The sequence below is a fragment of the Enterovirga sp. GCM10030262 genome (assembly GCF_042666435.1).
Taxonomy (GTDB): Bacteria; Pseudomonadota; Alphaproteobacteria; order Sphingomonadales; family Sphingomonadaceae; genus Allosphingosinicella.
In genome coordinates, this window is sequence record NZ_JBHTDC010000002.1 from 310,446 (window position 1) to 329,365 (window position 18,920).

An 18,920-nucleotide genomic window follows, 5' to 3' on the forward strand; every position below is an offset into this window, starting at 1 on the left:
TAGAATCTCACGTACAAAGGGCGAGATAGGCGATTTCCATTACCGTCCCGCCCTCGATCGGCCCCGCCTCTTCGGGGCCATATTCGAGATAGTCGGAGACACCGCCAGCCGCATCCTGCCGGCGGTGCGCGAGCGGAGCGATGATCTTTCCGGCGCAGTCGATCTTCAGGCGATAGGAAACGCCGGTAGGCTCGGTCGCGCCGGGATCGTTCATCCGGAACCAGGCGGTGCGGGTGGTCGCCCCTTTCTCCACGGACGCCGCATCGACCGATATTTCCTGTCCCGAAAGGGCGGCGCCGAGATTGACCCAGGTGGCGGCGCCGCCCGGAGCGGCGGCCGTCCCGGCGGCCGAGGCGCCGCTGGTCGCCGCCGCCGGCGCGGAAGCTTCGGGCGGGCCGAGGGGAGCGGCGACCGCTACCGGGGTCATTCCGCATGCATCGGCGGCGCGAGCATATTCGAGCGGCACCTGGGAATCGCCGAAGGTGGTCGCCACATGCCGAAAATCGCGCGGCGTCAGCCGGCTCGGGTCGAAATAGCCGCGCTCCACGGCGCTCGCGGCGCGCTCCAGCCGGCGCAGCTGCAAAGGACTGAGGCCCGTCGCCAGCCGCTCGCCCATGCATTGGGATTCGCCCGCGTCGAAACCGTAGCGCGTCAATTGGTCGGCGACGATGCCGGTCTTCGGCCCGATATGATCGGCGATGTTGCCGGCGCATCCGGCAAGCAGGCCCAATGACAGCAGGGCCAGCAATGATGAACGCATAAACAGCCTCCCGGCCACGCTGACTAACAACGCCCGTGCGCGATTGCACCCCCCTATCGCGCCGAGGAGCGGCGCTGGCGCGCCGGTCGCGCGGCCGGTAACAAATTCTTTATCCCTTCCCTTCGGCCGCATCCCGCGAATACTTGTCATCCAAATACAAGGAAGTAGAAGTGCCCCCGGGGGCAAGATGAGCGGCAGCCTAACGAAGCCGCCACGCGCCGTTCAGCTTGCGAGGCGCTAATGGGCCTCGTCCGCCGCTTGGCGGCTCAGTCAAGGAGGCCTAGCATGAAACGTCTTTTGCTTCTCGCAACCGCGGCCTCGGCCGTCGCGCTCTCAGTGGCAGCGCCCGCCGCCGCCCAAAGCTGGCAGGCGATCAACCAGCGTCAGGCGAGCATTGACCAGCGTATCGACCAGGGAATTCGCAGCGGCTCCCTGACGCAGCAGGAGGGAATTCAGCTGCGAGGCGAATTTCGCGCCATCGCCAATCTCGAGGCGGACTATCGCCGCACGCAGGGCGGACTTTCCGCCGGCGAGCGCGCCGACCTCGACCGTCGGTTCGATCAATTGGCCCGGCGCGTCTACGCCCAGAAGCAGGACTGGCAGAGCCAGGGCAGCGACTGGAAGACGATCAACCAGCGGCAGGCCAGCCTCGAAGAGCGGATCGAGAACGGCGTGCGCAGCGGCGCGCTGACGTCGCAGGAGAGTATCCTGCTGCGCGGGGAATTTCGCACGATCGCCAATCTCGAGGCGCAATATCGCCGTACCGACGGAGGGCTCTCATCCGCGGAACGGGCCGATCTCGATCGTCGCTTCGACAATCTCAGCCGGCGCGTCTACGCCCAGAAGCAGGATCAGCACGGCAGGCCCGGCCAACAATGGCTGACCATCAACCAGCGGCAGGCGGGCCTCGACCAGCGGATCGATCAGGGCGTTCGCAATGGGGCGCTGACGCAACAGGAGACGATCCTCCTGCGCGGCGAGTTTCGCACGATCGTCAATCTCGAGGCGCAGTATCGCCGCACGGACGGCGGCCTATCGACGGCCGAGCGCGCCGACCTCGACCGGCGCTTCGACGATCTCAGCCGGCGCATCTACGTGCAGAAGCAGGACCGTCAGAACCGGCGGTAAGGTCTGCGCGGATCCCCTCTCCCATCGCGGGAGAGGGGATCACCGTCAGCGGCCGTGAAATCGCACAGGTTCATCCAACCCGCGCCAGCAGCCTTTCCACGGCCGCCACCGCCTCCGGTTCGTCCAGTGTGGGAGCGTGGCCGACGCCGGGGACGGTGACGCTTTCCATCAGCGGCATCCGCGCCTCCATCGCCGCGACCGTCTCCGTGGTGAGGAGGTCTGAAATCTCGCCGCGCACGAGGAGCGAGGGAATGGGCTTCAGTCCCGAAAAGGCGCCCCAGAGGTCGAAACCGGTCTCCCCGCCCGGCACCTTGAACGGCTCGGCGATGCGCATGTCGTAATCGAGGGCGATGCGGCCGCCGGCGTTCAGCCGGCACAGCCGCTTGGCGAAGATCAGCCACTGATCGAGAGTCCAATGCGGATAGCGGTCGCTCTGGGCATCGGCGAAGAAGCGGGCGGCGTGGAGCCAGGTCGGCCAGCTTTGGGAGCGGCCGACATAGCCACGAATGCGCTCCAGCCCGCGCGCGTCGAGAACCGGGCCGATATCGTTGAGCAAGGCGGCGGCGATGCGGTCCTGGTGGCCGGCCGAGAGCAGCATCGTCATCAGTCCGCCCAAAGAGGTGCCGAACAGGATGAACCGCTCCAGCGCCAGTTCGCGCAGCAGGGCATCGAGGTCCTGCAGATAGGTGAGCGGCACATAGCTCAACGGGTCCTTCGCATAGGCGCTCTCACCGCGGCCGCGCAGCTCGACGCAGATCAGGCGCCAGTCTCCGGCGAGGCGGTCGGCAACTCCTTCGAAGTCGCGAGCGTTACGTGTGAGGCCGGGAATGCAGATGATCGGCGGACGGGTGGGATCGCCCGCATAGTCGCGATAATGGAGCCTTAGCCCGTCGTTCGACCACCAATAGCCATCGGACCAAGCCACCATGCGTCATTCCCCTGCTCTTGCCGACCCTATCGCCCGATGACGCAGCGCCCGCAAGCCGGCGCATACCGGCCCGAAAGAACAATCCTGTCGCTGGGCGACGCCTTCTACGACGATGTGGAGCCCGCGCATTTCCCACAGACGATCCTGAGGTTCCGCAACCAGCGATGGGCGGAGGCGGTCGGGCTGGCCGATCTGAGCGAGGCGGAGTGGCTCCGGCATTTCGGCCGGTTCCAGCCGCTGCCCGATAATCTGGAGCGACCGCTCGCGCTCCGGTATCACGGCCACCAGTTCCGCGTGTACAATCCCGACATCGGCGACGGGCGCGGGTTCCTGTTCGCGCAGCTCCGGGACAAGGCAGGACGCCTGCTTGATCTCGGCACAAAGGGATCCGGACAAACGCCCTACAGCCGCTTCGGCGACGGGCGGCTGACCTTGAAGGGCGGTGTCCGCGAAGTGCTGGCGACGGAAATGCTGGAGGCCCTGGGCGTCGAGACCAGCAAGAGCTTCTCGCTGATCGAGACGGGCGAAGCGCTGGAGCGGGGAGACGAGCCATCGCCGACGCGTTCGTCTGTGCTGGTGCGGCTCCAGCACAGCCATATAAGGATCGGCACCTTCCAGCGCCTCGCTTATCTCGGCGACGCGGAGAGTATGCGGAGGCTCGTCGATTACAGCCTCGCGCATTACTACCCGCAACGTCATTGCGAGGAGCGAAGCGAGGCGGCAATCCAGGCGCCCGCTGGATTGCTTCGCGACGCTCGCAATGACGATGCTTCGGATGCTTCGAGCGCGGCGGCCCGGCTGCTGGGCCATGTCGCCGAGGCCGCGGCCAAACTCGCCGCTTCCTATATCGCCGCGGGGTTCGTGCATGGCGTGCTCAACAGCGACAATATCGCGATCACGGCCGAGAGCTTCGATTACGGACCATGGCGGTGGACGCCCTATTGGGACGGCGGGTTCACCGCCGCTTATTTCGACCATGCCGGCCTCTATTCCTTCGGGCGCCAGCCGGAGGCTATCCATTGGGACGTGGTCCAACTCGCCGCCGCGCTGCGGCTGATCACGGAGCCGGAGGCGCTGACGCCGGCGCTGGAAGGTTTCCCGGAGGCGTTCCAGGACGCGCTGGCGGAGGCAGTGTGCGCCCGGCTCGGCGTCGTACCGAAGGGAGCGACGAAAGACCGCGAATTGCTGGTCGCGCTGGAGGAAGCGCTGGCGGCGAAGAGCGTCGAGATCGACCGCTTCTTCTTCGACTGGCGCGGCGGCGGGCGGCGCGGCCCCTCCCCGGCCGACGCGGCTTACAAGGCGCAGGGCTTCGCGTCTCTGCGCGCGCTGATCGAGACATACGAAGCCTCGGCGGCGCTGGACCATCCCTACTGGTCGGGCGACGGCCCCTGCTCGATGCATATCGACGAGGTGGAAGCGATCTGGGCGCGGATCGACGAGGCCGACGACTGGTCCCGTTTCGAGACGAAGATCGCCGCCGTCCGCCGGATGGGCGAGGCGATGGCTGCCCGCCCTTGACCGCCCGACGCAAAAATGTTGGGGCTGCCAAAGGAGATGGCTGACCGCATGACCGATATTCTGACCTCGACCGAACCGGCCACGGGGAAAACACTCTGGACCGGCGCCGTCGGCGATGCCGACGCGGAAGTCGGAGCGGCGCGCGCCGCCTGGGCGGGCTGGGCGTCAAAGCCGCTGACGGTGCGCGTCGAGACGCTGCGTCGCTTCGCCAATGTGGTGCGCGGCAAAAAGGACGAGTTCGCCGACCTCATCGCGCGCGAAACCGGCAAGCCGCTCTGGGAGGGGGCGACCGAGGTCGACGCGGTCGTCGGCAAGGTCGACATCTCGATCTCGGCATATTCGGAGCGCACGTCCCAGCGCAAGCAGGAGGGCGCGCTCGGCGCCCGCGTCGCCGTCCGCCACAAGCCGCACGGCGTGCTGGCGGTGCTCGGCCCCTATAATTTCCCGGCGCACCTGCCCAACGGCCATATCGTCCCGGCGCTGATCGCCGGCAACGCAATCGTGTTCAAGCCGTCGGAGAAGACGCCGGCGGTGGGCGAGTATCTGGTCAGGCTCTTCCACGAGGCGGGCGTGCCCGAAGGCGTGGTGCGCTGCCTGATCGGCGGCCCGGACCAGGGACGCGCGCTGGCGGGCCATCCCGGCATCGACGGTTTGCTCTTCACTGGATCGGCGCGCGCCGGCATGGCGCTCCACCGCCAGTTCGCGGAGACGCCGCACAAGATCCTGGCGCTGGAGCTGGGCGGCAACAATCCGCTGGTCGTGTGGGATGCGCCGGACGCCTATGCGGCGGCGGTAATCGCGGTCCAGTCGGCTTTCCTCAGCGCCGGCCAGCGCTGCACGGCGGCGCGGCGGCTGATCGTCCGCGACGGCGCGCATGAAGAGCTGATCGGCAATATCCGCAAGCTCGCCGAGCGCCTGATCGTGGACGCGCCGCACGCCAATCCGGCGCCGTTCATGGGGCCGGTGATCGACAACCAGGCCGCCGACCAGCTCCAGGAAGCCTTTCTCGACCTGATGATGAAGGGCGGCAGGCCGATCATGCACCTCGATCGTCAGGCCGAGGACAAGCCCTTCCTGTCGCCGGCCGTGATCGACGTGACCGACGTCGGCGAGCGCGCCGATGTGGAGCTGTTCGGGCCGATCCTGCAGGTCGTCCGCGTGCCCGATTTCGATGCCGCCATCGCCGAGGCCGGCGCCACCCGGTTCGGCCTCGCCGCCTCTTTGGTCGGGGGAAGCCCGCAGCTCTACGACAAGTTCTGGGCCAATATCCGCGCCGGCGTCGTCAACTGGAACAAGCCGACCAACGGCGCCCCGTCCAACGCCCCGTTCGGCGGCGTGGGGCTGAGCGGCAACCACCGGCCGAGCGCTTATTATGCCGCCGATTATTGCGCCTATCCGGTAACCAGCTCCGAAGCGGATAATGCCCGTGCATCGATCGGTGTCGGGCTCAGGGATCCCTACGCGGCGAACGAGCTGGAGGGCTAAACAAGCCTCTGTGAAGGCTAGCCCCGCATTTCGGGGACGTAGCTGTCCTCGATATAATCCGAGAATTTGGTGATCTTGCTCTCGAACCTGAGCTTGACCTTGCCGGTCGCGCCGTGGCGCTGCTTGGCGATGATCAGCTCCGACAGGCCGTAAGCGCGTTCCATGTCGCGGGCCCAGGATTCGTGGGCTTCGAACGTCTTGGAATCGTCGCCGTCGATCGGCCTTTTGGGCTCGCGGGAGGCGACATAATATTCCTCGCGATAGACGAACAGCACGATGTCGGCGTCCTGCTCGATCGAGCCGGATTCGCGAAGGTCGGAGAGCTGGGGCCTCTTGTCCTCGCGCTGCTCGACGGCGCGGCTGAGCTGGGACAAAGCGAGGACGGGGACGTTGAGCTCCTTGGCCAGCGTCTTGAGGCCGCGCGAAATCTCGGAGATTTCCTGGACGCGATTCTCGTTGCCGCCTTTGCCGCTGCCCTGGAGCAATTGGAGATAGTCGACGATGATGAATCCGATATTGCGCTGCCTCTTCAGGCGGCGCGCGCGGGTGCGCAGCGCGGCGATGGTGAGGCCGGGCGTGTCGTCGATATAGAGCGGCAGATTCTCCAGCTCGGCGGCGGCGCGGGCGAGGTTGCGGAAATCCTGCTGGCTGATCTTGCCCATGCGCAGATTCTCGCCGCTGATGCCCGACGATTCCGCGAGAATGCGGGTAGCGAGCTGATCGGAAGACATTTCGAGGCTGAAGAAAGCCACGGCCGCGCCCGCCGATTTCTCGGGGGCTATGCCGTCTTCGAGGTCGCGGACATAGCGCGCGGCGGCGTTGAAGGCGATGTTGGTGGCGAGCGCGGTCTTGCCCATGCCGGGGCGTCCGGCGAGGATCAGGAGATCGCTGTGGTGGAGGCCGCCGGTCTTGGCGTTGACGCTGTCGAGGCCAGTGGTGACGCCCGAGAGGCCGCCGCCGGTGTTGAGCGCCTTCTCGGCCATCTGCACGGCCATCTTGGTGGCCTGGGCGAACGTCTTGACCGAGCCTTCGCCGCCGCCTTCCTCGGCCACCCGATAAAGCGCGCTCTCCGCCGCCTCGATCTGGGCGAGCGGGTTGACCTCCTCGCTCGTGTCGAGCGCCTGCTCGACGAGATCGCGGCCGACGCCGATCAAGGCACGCAGCAAGGCGAGCTCATAAACCTGGCCGGCGAAATCGCGGGCGCCGATAATGGCCGCGCCGCTGCCGGTCAGCTGGGCGAGGTAAGCGGGGCCACCGAGCTCCTTCATCTCCTCGTCGGACTCGAACATCGGCCGCAGGGTGACGGGCGACGCGATCATGTTGCGGTCGATGAGCTTCAGGATCGATTCGTAGATGCGGGCGTGGAGCGGCTCAAAGAAATGGTCGGGCCGAAGCTTCATCTGAATGTCTTCGGCGAGCCGGTTGTCGATCATCAGCGCGCCGAGCAACGCCGCCTCGGCCTCGACATTCTGCGGGAGAGCGGGCGCTTCGGGCGCGGGGGATTCGATGAGCGTGAGCGGATGGGCCATTTGCGCCTTGTGGGCCTTAACCCCTTCCGCCTCAAGACACATTAACTCTGTGGATGCGGTGTGGATAAGCTTTGCTGCACCCGCTAACAAGCGCATATGGGCGATCCGCGCATCATCGACGTGACCTTGGACGACCGCACGATCATCCGGCGCAATGCCGATGTCGAGCAGGAGCGGCGCATCGCGATCTTCGACCTGCTCGAGGCGAATCGCTTCGCGGCCAACGGCCATGAAGGGCCGTTCCGGATCCTGCTCCGCGTCGAGGACAATCGGCTGGCCATCGACCTCAAGGACGAGGGCGACGCGCCGCTGGAGACGATCCGGCTCGGCCTCGGCCGGTTCCGCCGGCCGATCCGCGATTATTTCGCGATCTGCGACAGCTATTTCAAAGCGGTGCGATCGGACAGCGCCAACGGCATCGAGACGATCGACATGGCCCGCCGCGCGCTCCACAACGACGCCGCCGACCTCCTCAAGGAGTGCCTGGAAGACCGGATCGACATGGATTTCGACACCGCCCGGCGCCTGTTCACCCTGATCTGCGTCCTCCACATCAAGTAAGGAGGATCGCTTGACTCGGTCGCCCCCTCCCCGTCATTCCTGCGAGGATGACGATATTGGATAATTCAGTGAAATTCCTGATCCCGCTTGCCCTGCTCGCCCTCGCCGGCTGCGCCACGCCGGCGACCACGCCGTTCAGCCCGGTCCGCGACTTCCAATATGGCGCGCTTGGCCACGATCCCTTCTGGATGGTGGCGATCGGCGACGACCAGATCGTGCTGACCCTGGGCCCGCCGGGGGGCCGGGCCGACGGCGCGTTGAGCAGCGCCAGCTACCCGCGGGTGCTGCCCCGCGAGGTGGATGGCGCCCGCCGCTGGGAATCGGGCGAAGGCACCCAGGTGATCGCGATCGAGGCGCGGCCGGCGGACTGCACCGCCGGCGGGCGGCGCTACGAGGATCGGGTGACGGTGACCTTGAGCGGACGGATGCTGCAAGGCTGCGGCGGGCGCGAACTCGCCGAGAGCCACGGCTGATGGCGATCATGTCGGACCGGTGGATCCGCGAGCGGGCGCTCTCGGACGCGATGATCGAGCCTTTCGTCGACGGGCAGAAGCGCGAGGGGACGATCAGCTACGGCCTGTCGAGCTACGGCTATGACGCGCGGGTTTCGGACGAGTTCAAGCTCTTCACGAACGTCGACAACGCGATCGTCGACCCCAAGGATTTCAAGGCCAACAGCTTCGTCGACCGCAAGACCGACGTGTGCATCATTCCGCCCAACAGCTTCGCGCTGGCGCGGACGGTGGAATATTTCAGGGTGCCGCGCGACGTGCTCGTCATCTGCCTCGGCAAATCGACCTATGCGCGCTGCGGGATCATCGTCAACGTGACGCCGCTGGAGCCGGGCTGGGAAGGCCATGTGACGCTGGAATTCTCCAACACGACGCCGCTTCCGGCCAAGGTCTATGCCAATGAGGGCGCGTGCCAGTTCCTGTTCCTGCAAGGCAACGAGCCGTGCGAGACGAGCTACGCCGACCGCGCCGGCAAATATATGGGCCAGCGCGGCGTCACGCTGCCCAGGCTTTAGGGAGGCCGGTGGGACCGGTCACGCCGACCAAGATCGCGTCCTACGGCCTGTGCATCGCCGGCCTGCTCCTGCTGCTGGCGGGGCGGCTGGTTGAGCCGTTGCAGGGCGGATATTGGGCGGGGATCGCGGTGCTGCTGCTCGGCCTGTCGTGCGTCGTCGACATATTGCCCGGCGGATCGGAGATCAGCGCCGAGCACGTCACCATGATCCGGCACCTCGGCATCCCCTATCGCGACGGCTGGGAGAAGATCGCGAGCGCCATCCTGGGTGTGCTGCTGATCGCGGGGGGCGCGTACCTGATCGCCGCGTGATTGTTCCAACCTACGACGCGAGTATCTTCTCCACCCACGCGGCATAAGCGGTCATGAACTTGCGCAGGAATCCGGCCGTGCGTGCGTTGAGTTCTCCCTGCTCGTCGAAACTGTCGCCGGCGCCGGCGACATAGGCCTCGGGCATCTGCATCATCGGCACGTTCAGGAACACCATGGACTGGCGCAGGTGATGGTTGGCGCCGAAGCCGCCCATGGCGCCCGGCGACACGCTGACGACGCCGCCCGGTTTCCCCTCCCACGCGCTCTGCCCGTAGGGGCGAGAGCCGACGTCGATCGCGTTCTTGAGGACGCCGGGGACCGAGCGATTATATTCGGGCGTGACGAAAAGGAGCGCGTCGGCTTCTTTCACCCGTTCCCGAAAATCCGTCCACTCCGAAGGCGGCCGCCCCTCGTCGTCCAGATCCTGGTCGTAGAGCGGCAGCCGGCCGATCTCGACGATCCGCAGCGCCAGGCTATCCGGAGCGAGTCGCGCAAGCCCCTCCGCGGTCATGCGGTTGAGCGAGCCCTTGCGCAGGCTGCCTACGAGAACGGCGACATCGCGGGATTGGGCCATGATTATCCTCCTCCCGGTCAAAAGCCTGTAGACGCGGGCGGTTCCCTGCTTATGTTACGCCACCGACACGAGCAGGGGAGCATTGCGCGATGAATTCCACGACCCTCACCTTGTGGGCGCCGCGCGCGCTCAGCATCCTCCGCATCGTCGCGGGGCTCATCTTCATGGAGCATGGGACGCAGAAATTCCTCGCCTTTCCGATGGGCGAACATGCAGGGCCGGAGGCGATGAGCCTGGGTTGGATAGCGGGAATCATCGAGCTGGTCGGCGGCGCGTTGATCGCGCTCGGGCTGTTCACCCGACCGGCGGCGTTCATCGCCTCGGGCACGATGGCGGTGGCTTACTGGTATGCCCACGCGCCGCAAAATCCCTTCCCGGTCAACAATGGCGGCGACGCGGCGATCCTTTACTGCTTCGTCTTCCTCTATCTCGTCTTCGCCGGGCCGGGGCCGTGGAGCGTGGACGCGAAGCGGGGCCGCGCCTACTGACCGTCATTCGGGCTCGGCGCAGATATCGACGCCCAATTCGTCGAAATCCTCGGCGAGGGCGTCGGTAAGCGCCTTCAGCGAGGATTCGATCTCCGGCACCCATTTGAAGCCGGCGTCGACGGCGGGCGCGTCGTCATTATAGGCATTCTTGTCGTCATTGCCGCTGATGAGCGCCGTCGCCACCGCCGGCATGCCCATCCGGTCGACGCGCGTATAGGCGTCGGAGGCATCGGTGCGGATGTCGTAGGGCGGCGCGCCCGGCCGGGCCTGGGGCGGGTTGCCGTTGGCCGAGGCGAGCCAGGGAAACTGGGTGCGGAACCGGCGGTCGTTGCGCGGCGGGCCGAGCGGCATGCTGTGCAGCACCGAAATGGGATGCTCGGTCAAGTCGACGAACAGCATCGCCAGCGTATAGTCGATCACCGGGTCGGGCAGGTTGCGGCCGTTGGGGAAGACCGACGGAAGGCGGAAATCGAGCTTCAGCGTGTCGGGGACGTAGAGTATCGCGACCGTCTGCCCCGGCCGGACGACCTGGACCAGGCACGGCTCGACATCGAAGCTCGCGGCCCCCGGTGGCGGCGGCGTGGGGGTCGGGGTGGGCGTCGGCGCCGGCGTGCTTCCGCCCTGGCAGCCGCCGAGCGCCAGGCCGACGGCGCAAACCAGGGCCAGGGCGGAGGTGCTCCCGCGCATCATATCTGGCCTCCGAAGCGGCGCGTCTCGCCCCAGATGTCGAGCGGGCTGTTGCCGCGCTGGATCATCGATCGGGGAAATTGGATGACGATGCCGGTGTCGTTCTGGCCCCGGAAGAAATCGCGCCGGTTGTCGAAGGACAGCTCTCCGGTCGCGCGGGTTTCGCGGAAGCCCTGGAGGTCGAAGACGAACGGATCGTCGAAATTGCCGGCGCGGACGAGGATGCCGTCTTTCTCGATATTGGTCTCGACCGGCCCCAGCATCTCCCGGCCGCCGGGAAGGTTGGTCACGGAAAGTCCGAAGCCGCCGCTGCCGGGACCGAAACGGAACTCGACCGGGAATTCGGTGTTGGTCGGATCGCCATCGTTGGAGACGTTGATCCGGTAGAGCACGTCGCGATCGAAGGTCGGCGCGCGATCGTTCGGCACCGGTCCCGCGAAAGTCAGCGCGATGACGACCGCATCGTCGGTGTAGAAGGCATAGACGTCGGCGATGTCGGCGGCGAGATCCGGCGTCGGATCGACCAGCGGGTCGGTACGCGGCGGCGAGTCGAAATGGTCGGCCGCGCCGACCAGGCGATGACCGGCGAAGAGAAGCAGTCCGAACAGAATGACCGAGGCGACGACGCCTTTGACGCTGCCTGTATGCAGTCCCATGACGCCCCCCGGGATCGTCCCGCCAGCGAGTCCAGACCGGAGTCTATATCCTTTTTCGCGGGCCGGCGGAAGACGAGCGCAATGAAGGCGAGGCGCCTATATTTGCGGGACCTTCAGAACAGCAAGATCAGCAATAGAAGGATCAGGATGGCGACCGCGCCCCATATCCAGATTTGCCTGCCCGGCGCTGGTTCGGCCGTGGCGGAAGTGGACTTTCCGGGCGCATGTTCGGCCTCGAACCGGGCGGTGCGCAGCCCGACCTCGATCTCCGCCCCGGCGCGGTTGAGGTGAACATGCTCGTCGACCCGTTCGATCCAGCTCATCGGAACGGATTCGACCTCGCCGCCGGCCAATGCGGGCCGCACCTTGATGCTCTCCCCCTCGACCCGCTCGACCGTGCCGAACAACTCGCGGTCGGACGTCAGCACCTGCATCCCGGGGGTGATAGGGGGATTGCTCGCCATCGGATGAACTCCCTTGTTCAACCGTGGCAACGGCCGGAACCGTCGCCGCGTTCCCTCGTCTAGCGGCGTCCCTGGTGACGAACGTTTCCCGGGCGGCCGCGGCGGCCCTGCTGGCGCTTGCCGACGGGCTTGTCGCGCTTGCCGTCGCGCCGGGAGCTGCGACCGTCGAGGTTGGCGGGCGGTGCGTCGGGTAGCTCGAAGCGCAGGCCGCCGCTGACGGGATTGGCTTCGACCAAGCGGAGCTTGAGCCGTTGCCCCGAAGCGAAGGTCACCCCTGTGTCGTCGCCGCTCAGCGTCTGGCTCGCCTCATCGTAGCGGAAATATTCGGTGCCGAGCGTGGAGACGGGGACGAGGCCGTCGCCGCCCAGGCCCTCCACGGTGGCGAAGAAGCCGAACGGCTGGACGCCGGTGATGCGGCAATCGACCAGATCGCCGACGCGCTCGGACAGATAGGCGGCGACGTAGCGGTCGAGCGTCTCGCGCTCGGCGACCATCGCGCGGCGCTCGAGCTGGGAGATGAGCTCGCCGGTGACTTCCATCGCCTCGCCTTCGGAATCGGAGAGGCCGCCCTCGCCCAGTCCGTTGCTCCGGACGAGCGAGCGATGGACCAATATGTCGGCATAGCGGCGGATCGGGCTGGTGAAATGGGCGTAGGAGCCCAAAGCGAGGCCGAAATGGCCGTGATTTTCCGGCCCGTAATAAGCCTGGGTCTGGGTGCGGAGAATCTGCTCCATGATCTGCGGCTTGAATTCCTCTTCGCCGACGCGTTCGATGATGCGGTTGAAGGTCTCCGGGCGGATGACCTGGCCGAGCGCGAATTCGATTTCGAAGGTCTTGAGATAGTCCTTGAGCGCGACCAATTTCTCGCGGCTGGGCGGTTCGTGGTCCCGGTACATGACCGGCGCCTTCTTCGCCTCCAGCGCCTTGGCGGCGGCGACGTTGGCGGCGATCATGTAATCCTCGATCAATTTGTGCGCGTCGAGACGCTCGCGCGGGGCGACCGAGAGGATGCGGCCTTTTTCGTCGAGCACCACGCGGCGCTCGGGCAGGTCGAGATCGAGCGGACCGCGCTTTTCGCGGGCGGCGTAAAGCGCGCGCCAGCAGGCCCAGAGGGGTTTGAGGGTGGTCTCGACCAGTTCGGGCGAGACTACGGGGGCGGTCGGCTCGATCTCGGGCATCGAACATGGTGAGGAGGCGACCTCGATTGGTTCTTCCCCCTCCCCGTTCGTGCCGAGCGAAGTCGAGACACCCTGTCGAGCGGAGCCGAGACCCGGGTCGGCTTCGTCCCTCGGCTTCGCTCGGGCGGACCCCTCGACTTCGCTCGGGGCGAACGGAATGGTGGCCTTATCTCCTGACGCGTCGATCGCAGCCTGGGCGTCCTCATAGGCGATATTGGCGGCAATGCGGACTCGGGCGCGGGTGAAGCGCCAGCTTTTAAGCTGGCCGTCCTTCGAGATTTGCAAATGGCACACCATCGCCGCGCGGTCCTCGCCCTGCTTCAGCGAGCAGACGTCCGCGCTCAAGGTCTCGGGCAGCATCGGCACCACCCGATCCGGGAAATAGACGCTGTTGCCCCGCTTCCGCGCTTCCTTGTCGAGCGCCGAGCCGGGGCGGACGTAGAAGCTGACGTCGGCGATGGCGACGATCGCCTTCCAGCCGCCGGCGTTCGATGGATCGTCATCGGCCGCCGCCCAGACCGCGTCGTCATGGTCGCGCGCGTCGGCCGGATCGATCGCGACGATCGGCATATGGGTGAGGTCTTCCCGTTTGCCGAGATCGAGCTTGGCCACCCGTTCGGCCTCTTCGATTACCCCATCGGGAAATTCATGCGGGATGCCGTGCTTGTGGATGGCGATCAGGCTGAAGCTGCGCGGGGCAAAGGGATCGCCCAATATGTCGGTGACGCGGGCGGCGATGCGGGGCGGGCGGCCGGTCTTCTCGGCGAGGACGAGATCGCCGACCTGGGCCTTGCCGGCGTCGGAGACGGGCAGCTCGCGCCGTTCCTTCTTCTCGACCGGGCGGAGCCAGAGCGATTCGCCTTCCTTATGGAGGACGCCGAGCACCAGCTCGCTGCCCTTCAGCAATTTCTTCATCGGATGGGCGACGATGCCCGTCCCCTTTTCCTCGGTGCGCGCGAGAACACGGTCGCCGACGCCGAGCGCGCCCCTGCGGCCGCGCTCCTGCAAGCGAATGCGCGGCTCGGGGGCATCGCTCTCCCAGCGCTCCGGAACAGCCCATGCGGTGCCGCTGTCGTCCACATCGGTGACGCGCAGCACCGTCACCTTGGGCACGCCGCCCATCTTGTGGAAGGCGCGGCCGGGGGCGCTGTCGATCAGCCCCTCGTCGCCCATGTCGCGCAGCAATTGCTTGAGCGCGATCTTGTCGTTGCCGGAAAGGCCGAAAGCACGCGCGATCTCCCGCTTGCCGGCGGGCACATCGGAGGTCTCGATGAAATCGAGGATCTGCTGGCGGGTCGGGAGACCTGCGCGGATTTTTCTAGCCATGCGCTCCCTAACACCCGTCACCCCGGACTTGATCCGGGGCCCATCTTGCTGTCGCGCCATTCAAAGGCAGAAGGTGGATGCCGGATCAAGTCCGGCATGACGAAGAGGGTGACGGCTTATTGAGCAGGCGCCGGAGCGACGTACGGCTCGAACGCGCCACCCGGCACGGCGGACGCAACCGGGCTTTCATAGCCCTTTGCCGACACTGCGGACACGCCGAACACCCAATCGTCGACACGGATGCCTTTTAGGATATGGCCGAGGGTACCCCCGGGCACGCGGACGCTTTCCTGCCAATTGGCCGAGTCGGTCGGTCGCCAACGGACGATATAGTCGGCGGCACCCACGCCGCGCCATTTTATCGTGGTATCGGTCGAGACGGCACCTTCCACGATTGGCTCCGGCGGCATCGGCGCGCGGGCCAACGCCGCCAACGCGGCGACGTTCAGCTTAGTCACCTTCGCGAGATAGCTAAAATCCATCTCGTCGATCGTGTCGCCATATTCGACGCCGTTCTCGACCCGCAGATCCTGATGCTGGTGATCGTAATCCTCGACCGCCACCGAAAAGCGGACGGCGGGGTAACCAGCGTTGAGCATCTCCGTATGGTCGCCGCCGCGGCCGAAACGGTCATTGCGCCAGATCTGGCGGACGTCGAGGCCGAGCGACAGGTCGTCGGCCAGCGTGTCGATCCGGCGCGAGAGGTTGCGAGAGGGGGAATCGTTCTCGCCGCCTTGGCTGCGCTGGGCCGCGGCCAGATCGTCCCTCCCTTGCCAGCGCGGACCTTCGGAGAAGACGCGGACATGGGCGGCGTCGCACTTGCCGTCGGAGCCGCAGCTGTTGCCGATGATGTCGTTGTTCAGATTGGCCATCACCTGCCAGCCCTGCTCCTTCGCGTAATCGGCCATGATCTTTCCACCGAGCAGGCCTTGCTCCTCGCCCGAAAGAACGGCGTAGACAATGGTCGCCGGAAATTTGAGCGCGGATAGAACCCGCGCTGCCTCGATCACAGCGGCGGTTCCCGAGCCGTCGTCGTTCGCTCCGGGCGCGTCCGACGTGAAATCCATCACGTCGGTGACGCGGCTGTCGATATGGCCGGAGATGATGACGACGCGGTTTGGGTCGGTGGTGCCGCGCTGGATCGCGAATACGTTGGTCACCGTGGTGGGATTAGGAACACGTCGGCCCGTAACCGTGTCGGATGGAGTGACGATTTCGAGGCAGCCGCCGCACGCGTTCGCGTAGCGCTCGAATTCTTCCTCAGTCCACCTGAGCGCCGCGCCAATGCCGCGTTCGGGGTCGGTGGGAGAAGAAAGCGTGTGGCGTGTGCCGAAGCTCACGAGCTTTTCGACATTGGCGCGAAGCTTTTGCTCCGACACGGCCCCGGTAAGCTCGGACGGATTTCGATTTCGAGCCCAAGCCGCGAATTTCTCGACATCCTCATCGGTCACGGTGGCGGGATTGTTGCCCGCGAGGAGGAGGGGGGCAAAGGCAAGCAGCCAGACGAGATTCTTCATCGCCATACCGTGCAGGCGCCATAAGGTTCTGGCAACCCTTCATCCCCTCGATTTTATGCCGCCACCACTTCTTGCTCGATCGTACCGAAGGTGGCGTGGCCGTGCTCGTCCTCCATCCAGATGCGGACGGTGTCGCCGGCTTTCAGGAATTCCGTCGTCGGCTTGCCGTCGAGGATGGTCTCGACCGTCCGGACCTCAGCGAGGCAGGAATAGCCCCTGCCCCCGCGGGCCACCGGCTTGCCGGGGCCGCCGTCGGCGTCGCGGTTGGAGACCGTGCCCGAGCCGATGATGGTACCGGCGCCCAAATTGCGGGTCTTGGCGAGATGCGCGACGAGGGTGCCGAAATCGAAGGTCATATCCTCTCCCGCGTCGGCGCGGCCGAAGGGCTGGCCGTTCAGATCGACGTTGAGGGCGCCGCGCAGCTTGCCGTCCTTCCACGCATCGCCGAGTTCATCGGGCGTGACCAGCACCGGCGACAGGGCCGAGGCGGGCTTGGACTGGACGAAGCCGAAACCCTTGGCGAGTTCGGCCGGGATGAGGTTGCGCAAGCTGACGTCGTTGACGAGGCCGACCAGACGGATGTGGCCGAGCGCGTCCTTGGCCGAGACGCCGCGCGGCACGTCGCCCGTCACCACCACCACCTCGGCTTCGAGATCGCAGCCCCATGCCTCGTCGACAAGGGGGATCGGATCGCGGGGGGCGAGCATCTCGTCGGAGCCGCCCTGATACATCAGCGGATCGGTCCAGAAGCTTTCGGGCATCTCGGCGCCGCGCGCTTTACGCACCAATTCGACATGGTTCACATAAGCCGAGCCGTCGGCCCATTGATAGGCGCGAGGCAAAGGCGCGGCGGCCTGACGCTCGTGAAAGCGCATCATGGGGATCGCCTCATGGGCGAGATCGGTCGCGAGCAATCCGAGCCGCGGAGCGACCCGCTCCCAATCGTCGAGCGCGGCCTGCAGGGTCGGCGCGATATGGGTCGCGTCGGCGCACCAGGCGAGATCGTGGCTGACGACGACGAGGCGCCCATCGCGGCCCGATTTGAGCGATCCGAGTTTCATAGGTCGTGCATTCCCTTCGTGGGCATTCCAGCCCTTCGACGTCATTCCAGCGAAAGCTGGAATCTCCCTGCCCTGAAGTGAAACGGGATTCCAGCTTGCGCTGGAATGACGGACAGGGCTCATCGGTTGACTGGCATTTGCTTGCCGGCTTGGCTAGGGGCAGCGCACATATTGGTTGCACCGCATGTTTTGCGGCGTGCCCCGGCTTCCTATGTTGGGGCGTGTAAGGAGCTTTTGAAATGGGCAAGCAGGAACGGATTTTCGCCAGCGACGAGGCCGCCGCGGTGGCGGAAGAGGTCGGCGCTCTCATCGAACGGTCGCGCGCCGCGCAGCGCCAGATCGAGAATTACAGCCAGGAGCAGGTCGATGCGCTCATCCGGGCGATGGTCTGGTCGGTCGCCCGGCCCGAAATCGCCGAGAAGATCGCCCGCTTCACCTTCGAGGAAACCCAGCTCGGCAACGAGGAAGGCAAATATCTCAAGATCTTCCGCAAGACCCGCGCGGCCTTGATGGACATTATCGACGACAAGTCGGTGGGCGTCATCCTCGAGGACCCGGAGCGCGAGATCAAAGTCATCGCCAAGCCGGTCGGCGTGATCGGCGCCTTGTCGCCCTCGACCAACCCCGAGGCGACGCCGGTCATCAAGGCGATCAGCGCGGTCAAGGGCCGCAATTCGATCATCGTCGCGCCGCACCCGCGCGCCAAGCTCACCAACAAGATGATCTGCGACTATATGCGCGAGGCGATCGTCGCGATGGGCGCGCCCGCCGACCTCGTCATCTCGATCGACACGCCGTCGGTCGAGAAGACCAACGAGCTGATGCGCCAGTGCGACCGCGTTCTCGCCACCGGCGGCGGCGCGATGGTCCATGCCGCTTATTCGAGCGGCACCCCGGCGCTGGGCGTGGGCGTCGGCAACGCCGTCATCACCGTCGACGAGACCGCCGACCTCGACGATGCGGCCGAGAAGATCCGCATTTCCAAGACGCTCGACAATGCGGCCTCCTGCTCCTCGGACAACAGCGTGCTGCTGGTCGAGCCGATCTATGACGAGATGCTCGCCAAGCTGAAGGCGCAAGGGGGCTATGTCCTCGATGAGGAGGAGAAGGCCAGGCTCCAGTCCATCCTGTGGATCGACGGCGCGCTCAACGCCAAGGTGGTCGCCCAGCCGGCCGAGGCGATCGCCGGCATGGCCGGGTTCGAAATCCCCGAAGGGACGCGGTTCTTCATCGTTCCGGAGACGGGCGCCGGGCCGGACTACCCCTTTTCGGGCGAGAAGCTCACCGTCACCATGGCGCTCTACAAGGTGAAGGACATCGACGAGGCGATCGCCCGCACCAACGAAATCCAGGCCTATCAGGGCCAGGGCCATAGCTGCGGCATCTATTCGACGAGCGACGCCAACATCATGAAGCTGGCCAACGCGACCAAGACCTCGCGGGTGATGGTCAACCAGCCGCAGGCGGCGTCGAACAGCGGCAATCTGTGGAACGGCATGCGCCAGACCTTCTCCCTGGGCTGCGGATCGTGGGGCGGCAACGGCACCAACAACAACATCACCTGGCGCGACCTCATCAACGAAACCTGGGTGTCGAAGCCCTTGAAGACGCCCAAGACGCTGCCGAGCGACGAGGAACTGTTCGGGGATGCAATCGCGACGCTGGGATGATTCCAGGAAATGGCACGCGCTCCCGCGGGCACCCTTGCCGCGGCGATGCCCG

General features: G+C 66.1%; 18 protein-coding genes and 1 pseudogene. 9 read left to right on the top strand and 10 right to left on the bottom strand.

Features of this window, described 5'->3' with window-relative positions; translation table 11 throughout:
- Positions 1–7: 7 nt before the first annotated feature.
- Positions 8–760 carry a hypothetical protein gene (locus tag ACFQRC_RS10675; RefSeq protein ID WP_379961012.1) on the bottom strand — a complete coding sequence of 251 codons (753 nt, stop codon included), beginning with the start codon at positions 758–760 and terminating at the stop codon, positions 8–10.
- Between the two features lie 285 nt (positions 761–1,045).
- On the opposite strand from ACFQRC_RS10675, the gene ACFQRC_RS10680 reads away from it, so the two are divergent.
- Positions 1,046–1,888: a hypothetical protein gene (locus ACFQRC_RS10680; protein WP_379961014.1), complete on the top strand. Its 843-nt coding sequence runs from the start codon at positions 1,046–1,048 to the stop codon at positions 1,886–1,888.
- Positions 1,889–1,958: 70 nt separating this feature from the next.
- On the opposite strand, the gene ACFQRC_RS10685 is transcribed toward ACFQRC_RS10680, so the two are convergent.
- Positions 1,959–2,816: an alpha/beta fold hydrolase gene (locus ACFQRC_RS10685; RefSeq protein WP_379961016.1), complete on the bottom strand. Its 858-nt coding sequence runs from the start codon at positions 2,814–2,816 to the stop codon at positions 1,959–1,961.
- Between the two features lie 36 nt (positions 2,817–2,852).
- Here ACFQRC_RS10685 and ACFQRC_RS10690 point away from each other — a divergent pair, with 36 nt between their 5' ends.
- Entirely contained in the window at positions 2,853–4,334 is a 1,482-nt protein-coding gene (locus ACFQRC_RS10690) for a protein adenylyltransferase SelO family protein (protein WP_379961018.1), read from the top strand.
- A gap of 48 nt (positions 4,335–4,382) precedes the next feature.
- The gene (gene astD / locus ACFQRC_RS10695; RefSeq protein WP_379961020.1) at positions 4,383–5,819 is read left to right on the top strand and encodes a succinylglutamate-semialdehyde dehydrogenase; all 1,437 of its coding nucleotides are present in this window, start codon (positions 4,383–4,385) and stop codon (positions 5,817–5,819) included.
- 17 nt (positions 5,820–5,836) lie between these two features.
- On the opposite strand, the gene ACFQRC_RS10700 is transcribed toward astD, so the two are convergent.
- Positions 5,837–7,348 (bottom strand): replicative DNA helicase, encoded by a 1,512-nt coding sequence (locus ACFQRC_RS10700; RefSeq protein ID WP_379961022.1) that lies wholly within the window; start codon positions 7,346–7,348, stop codon positions 5,837–5,839.
- Positions 7,349–7,444: 96 nt separating this feature from the next.
- Here ACFQRC_RS10700 and ACFQRC_RS10705 point away from each other — a divergent pair, with 96 nt between their 5' ends.
- The 4 genes from ACFQRC_RS10705 (at position 7,445) to ACFQRC_RS10720 (ending at position 9,247) form a co-directional block, all read left to right on the top strand.
- On the top strand, positions 7,445–7,909 hold the full coding sequence (locus ACFQRC_RS10705) for a UPF0262 family protein (protein ID WP_379961024.1): 465 nt from the start codon (positions 7,445–7,447) through the stop codon (positions 7,907–7,909).
- A 68-nt stretch (positions 7,910–7,977) separates the two neighbouring features.
- Positions 7,978–8,382 carry a hypothetical protein gene (locus ACFQRC_RS10710; protein WP_379961026.1) on the top strand — a complete coding sequence of 135 codons (405 nt, stop codon included), beginning with the start codon at positions 7,978–7,980 and terminating at the stop codon, positions 8,380–8,382.
- On the top strand, positions 8,382–8,936 hold the full coding sequence (gene dcd, locus ACFQRC_RS10715; RefSeq protein WP_379961028.1) for a dCTP deaminase: 555 nt from the start codon (positions 8,382–8,384) through the stop codon (positions 8,934–8,936). The genes ACFQRC_RS10710 and dcd overlap by 1 nt, the downstream gene beginning before the upstream one ends.
- 8 nt (positions 8,937–8,944) lie before the next feature.
- Positions 8,945–9,247, top strand: a complete 303-nt coding sequence (locus ACFQRC_RS10720; protein ID WP_379961030.1) for a hypothetical protein — start codon at positions 8,945–8,947, stop codon at positions 9,245–9,247.
- Positions 9,248–9,257: 10 nt separating this feature from the next.
- Here the strand turns inward: ACFQRC_RS10720 and ACFQRC_RS10725 are convergent, their stop codons facing one another.
- Entirely contained in the window at positions 9,258–9,821 is a 564-nt protein-coding gene (locus ACFQRC_RS10725; RefSeq protein WP_379961032.1) for an NADPH-dependent FMN reductase, read from the bottom strand.
- 89 nt (positions 9,822–9,910) lie between these two features.
- Here ACFQRC_RS10725 and ACFQRC_RS10730 point away from each other — a divergent pair, with 89 nt between their 5' ends.
- On the top strand, positions 9,911–10,309 hold the full coding sequence (locus ACFQRC_RS10730) for a DoxX family protein (RefSeq protein ID WP_379961034.1): 399 nt from the start codon (positions 9,911–9,913) through the stop codon (positions 10,307–10,309).
- Positions 10,310–10,312: 3 nt separating this feature from the next.
- Here ACFQRC_RS10730 and ACFQRC_RS10735 read toward each other — a convergent pair whose 3' ends face one another.
- From ACFQRC_RS10735 to ACFQRC_RS10760, 6 genes and pseudogenes are all read right to left on the bottom strand, one after another.
- Positions 10,313–10,999: a hypothetical protein gene (locus ACFQRC_RS10735; RefSeq protein WP_379961036.1), complete on the bottom strand. Its 687-nt coding sequence runs from the start codon at positions 10,997–10,999 to the stop codon at positions 10,313–10,315.
- Positions 10,996–11,652: a hypothetical protein gene (locus tag ACFQRC_RS10740; protein ID WP_379961038.1), complete on the bottom strand. Its 657-nt coding sequence runs from the start codon at positions 11,650–11,652 to the stop codon at positions 10,996–10,998. The genes ACFQRC_RS10735 and ACFQRC_RS10740 overlap by 4 nt, the downstream gene beginning before the upstream one ends.
- Before the next feature lie 113 nt (positions 11,653–11,765).
- On the bottom strand, positions 11,766–12,116 hold the full coding sequence (locus ACFQRC_RS10745; RefSeq protein WP_379961040.1) for a DUF2171 domain-containing protein: 351 nt from the start codon (positions 12,114–12,116) through the stop codon (positions 11,766–11,768).
- A 653-nt stretch (positions 12,117–12,769) separates the two neighbouring features.
- Positions 12,770–14,131 (bottom strand): annotated as a pseudogene (locus ACFQRC_RS10750) (RNB domain-containing ribonuclease); the annotation flags it as partial.
- 605 nt (positions 14,132–14,736) lie between these two features.
- A complete protein-coding gene (locus tag ACFQRC_RS10755; RefSeq protein WP_379961042.1) occupies positions 14,737–16,143 on the bottom strand; it encodes a M28 family metallopeptidase in 1,407 nt (468 codons plus the stop codon).
- Between the two features lie 47 nt (positions 16,144–16,190).
- Entirely contained in the window at positions 16,191–17,198 is a 1,008-nt protein-coding gene (locus ACFQRC_RS10760) for a fumarylacetoacetate hydrolase family protein (protein ID WP_379961044.1), read from the bottom strand.
- 239 nt (positions 17,199–17,437) lie between these two features.
- On the opposite strand from ACFQRC_RS10760, the gene ACFQRC_RS10765 reads away from it, so the two are divergent.
- Positions 17,438–18,868, top strand: coding sequence for an aldehyde dehydrogenase family protein (locus tag ACFQRC_RS10765; RefSeq protein WP_379961046.1), 1,431 nt, complete (start codon positions 17,438–17,440; stop codon positions 18,866–18,868).
- Positions 18,869–18,920: the final 52 nt, after the last annotated feature.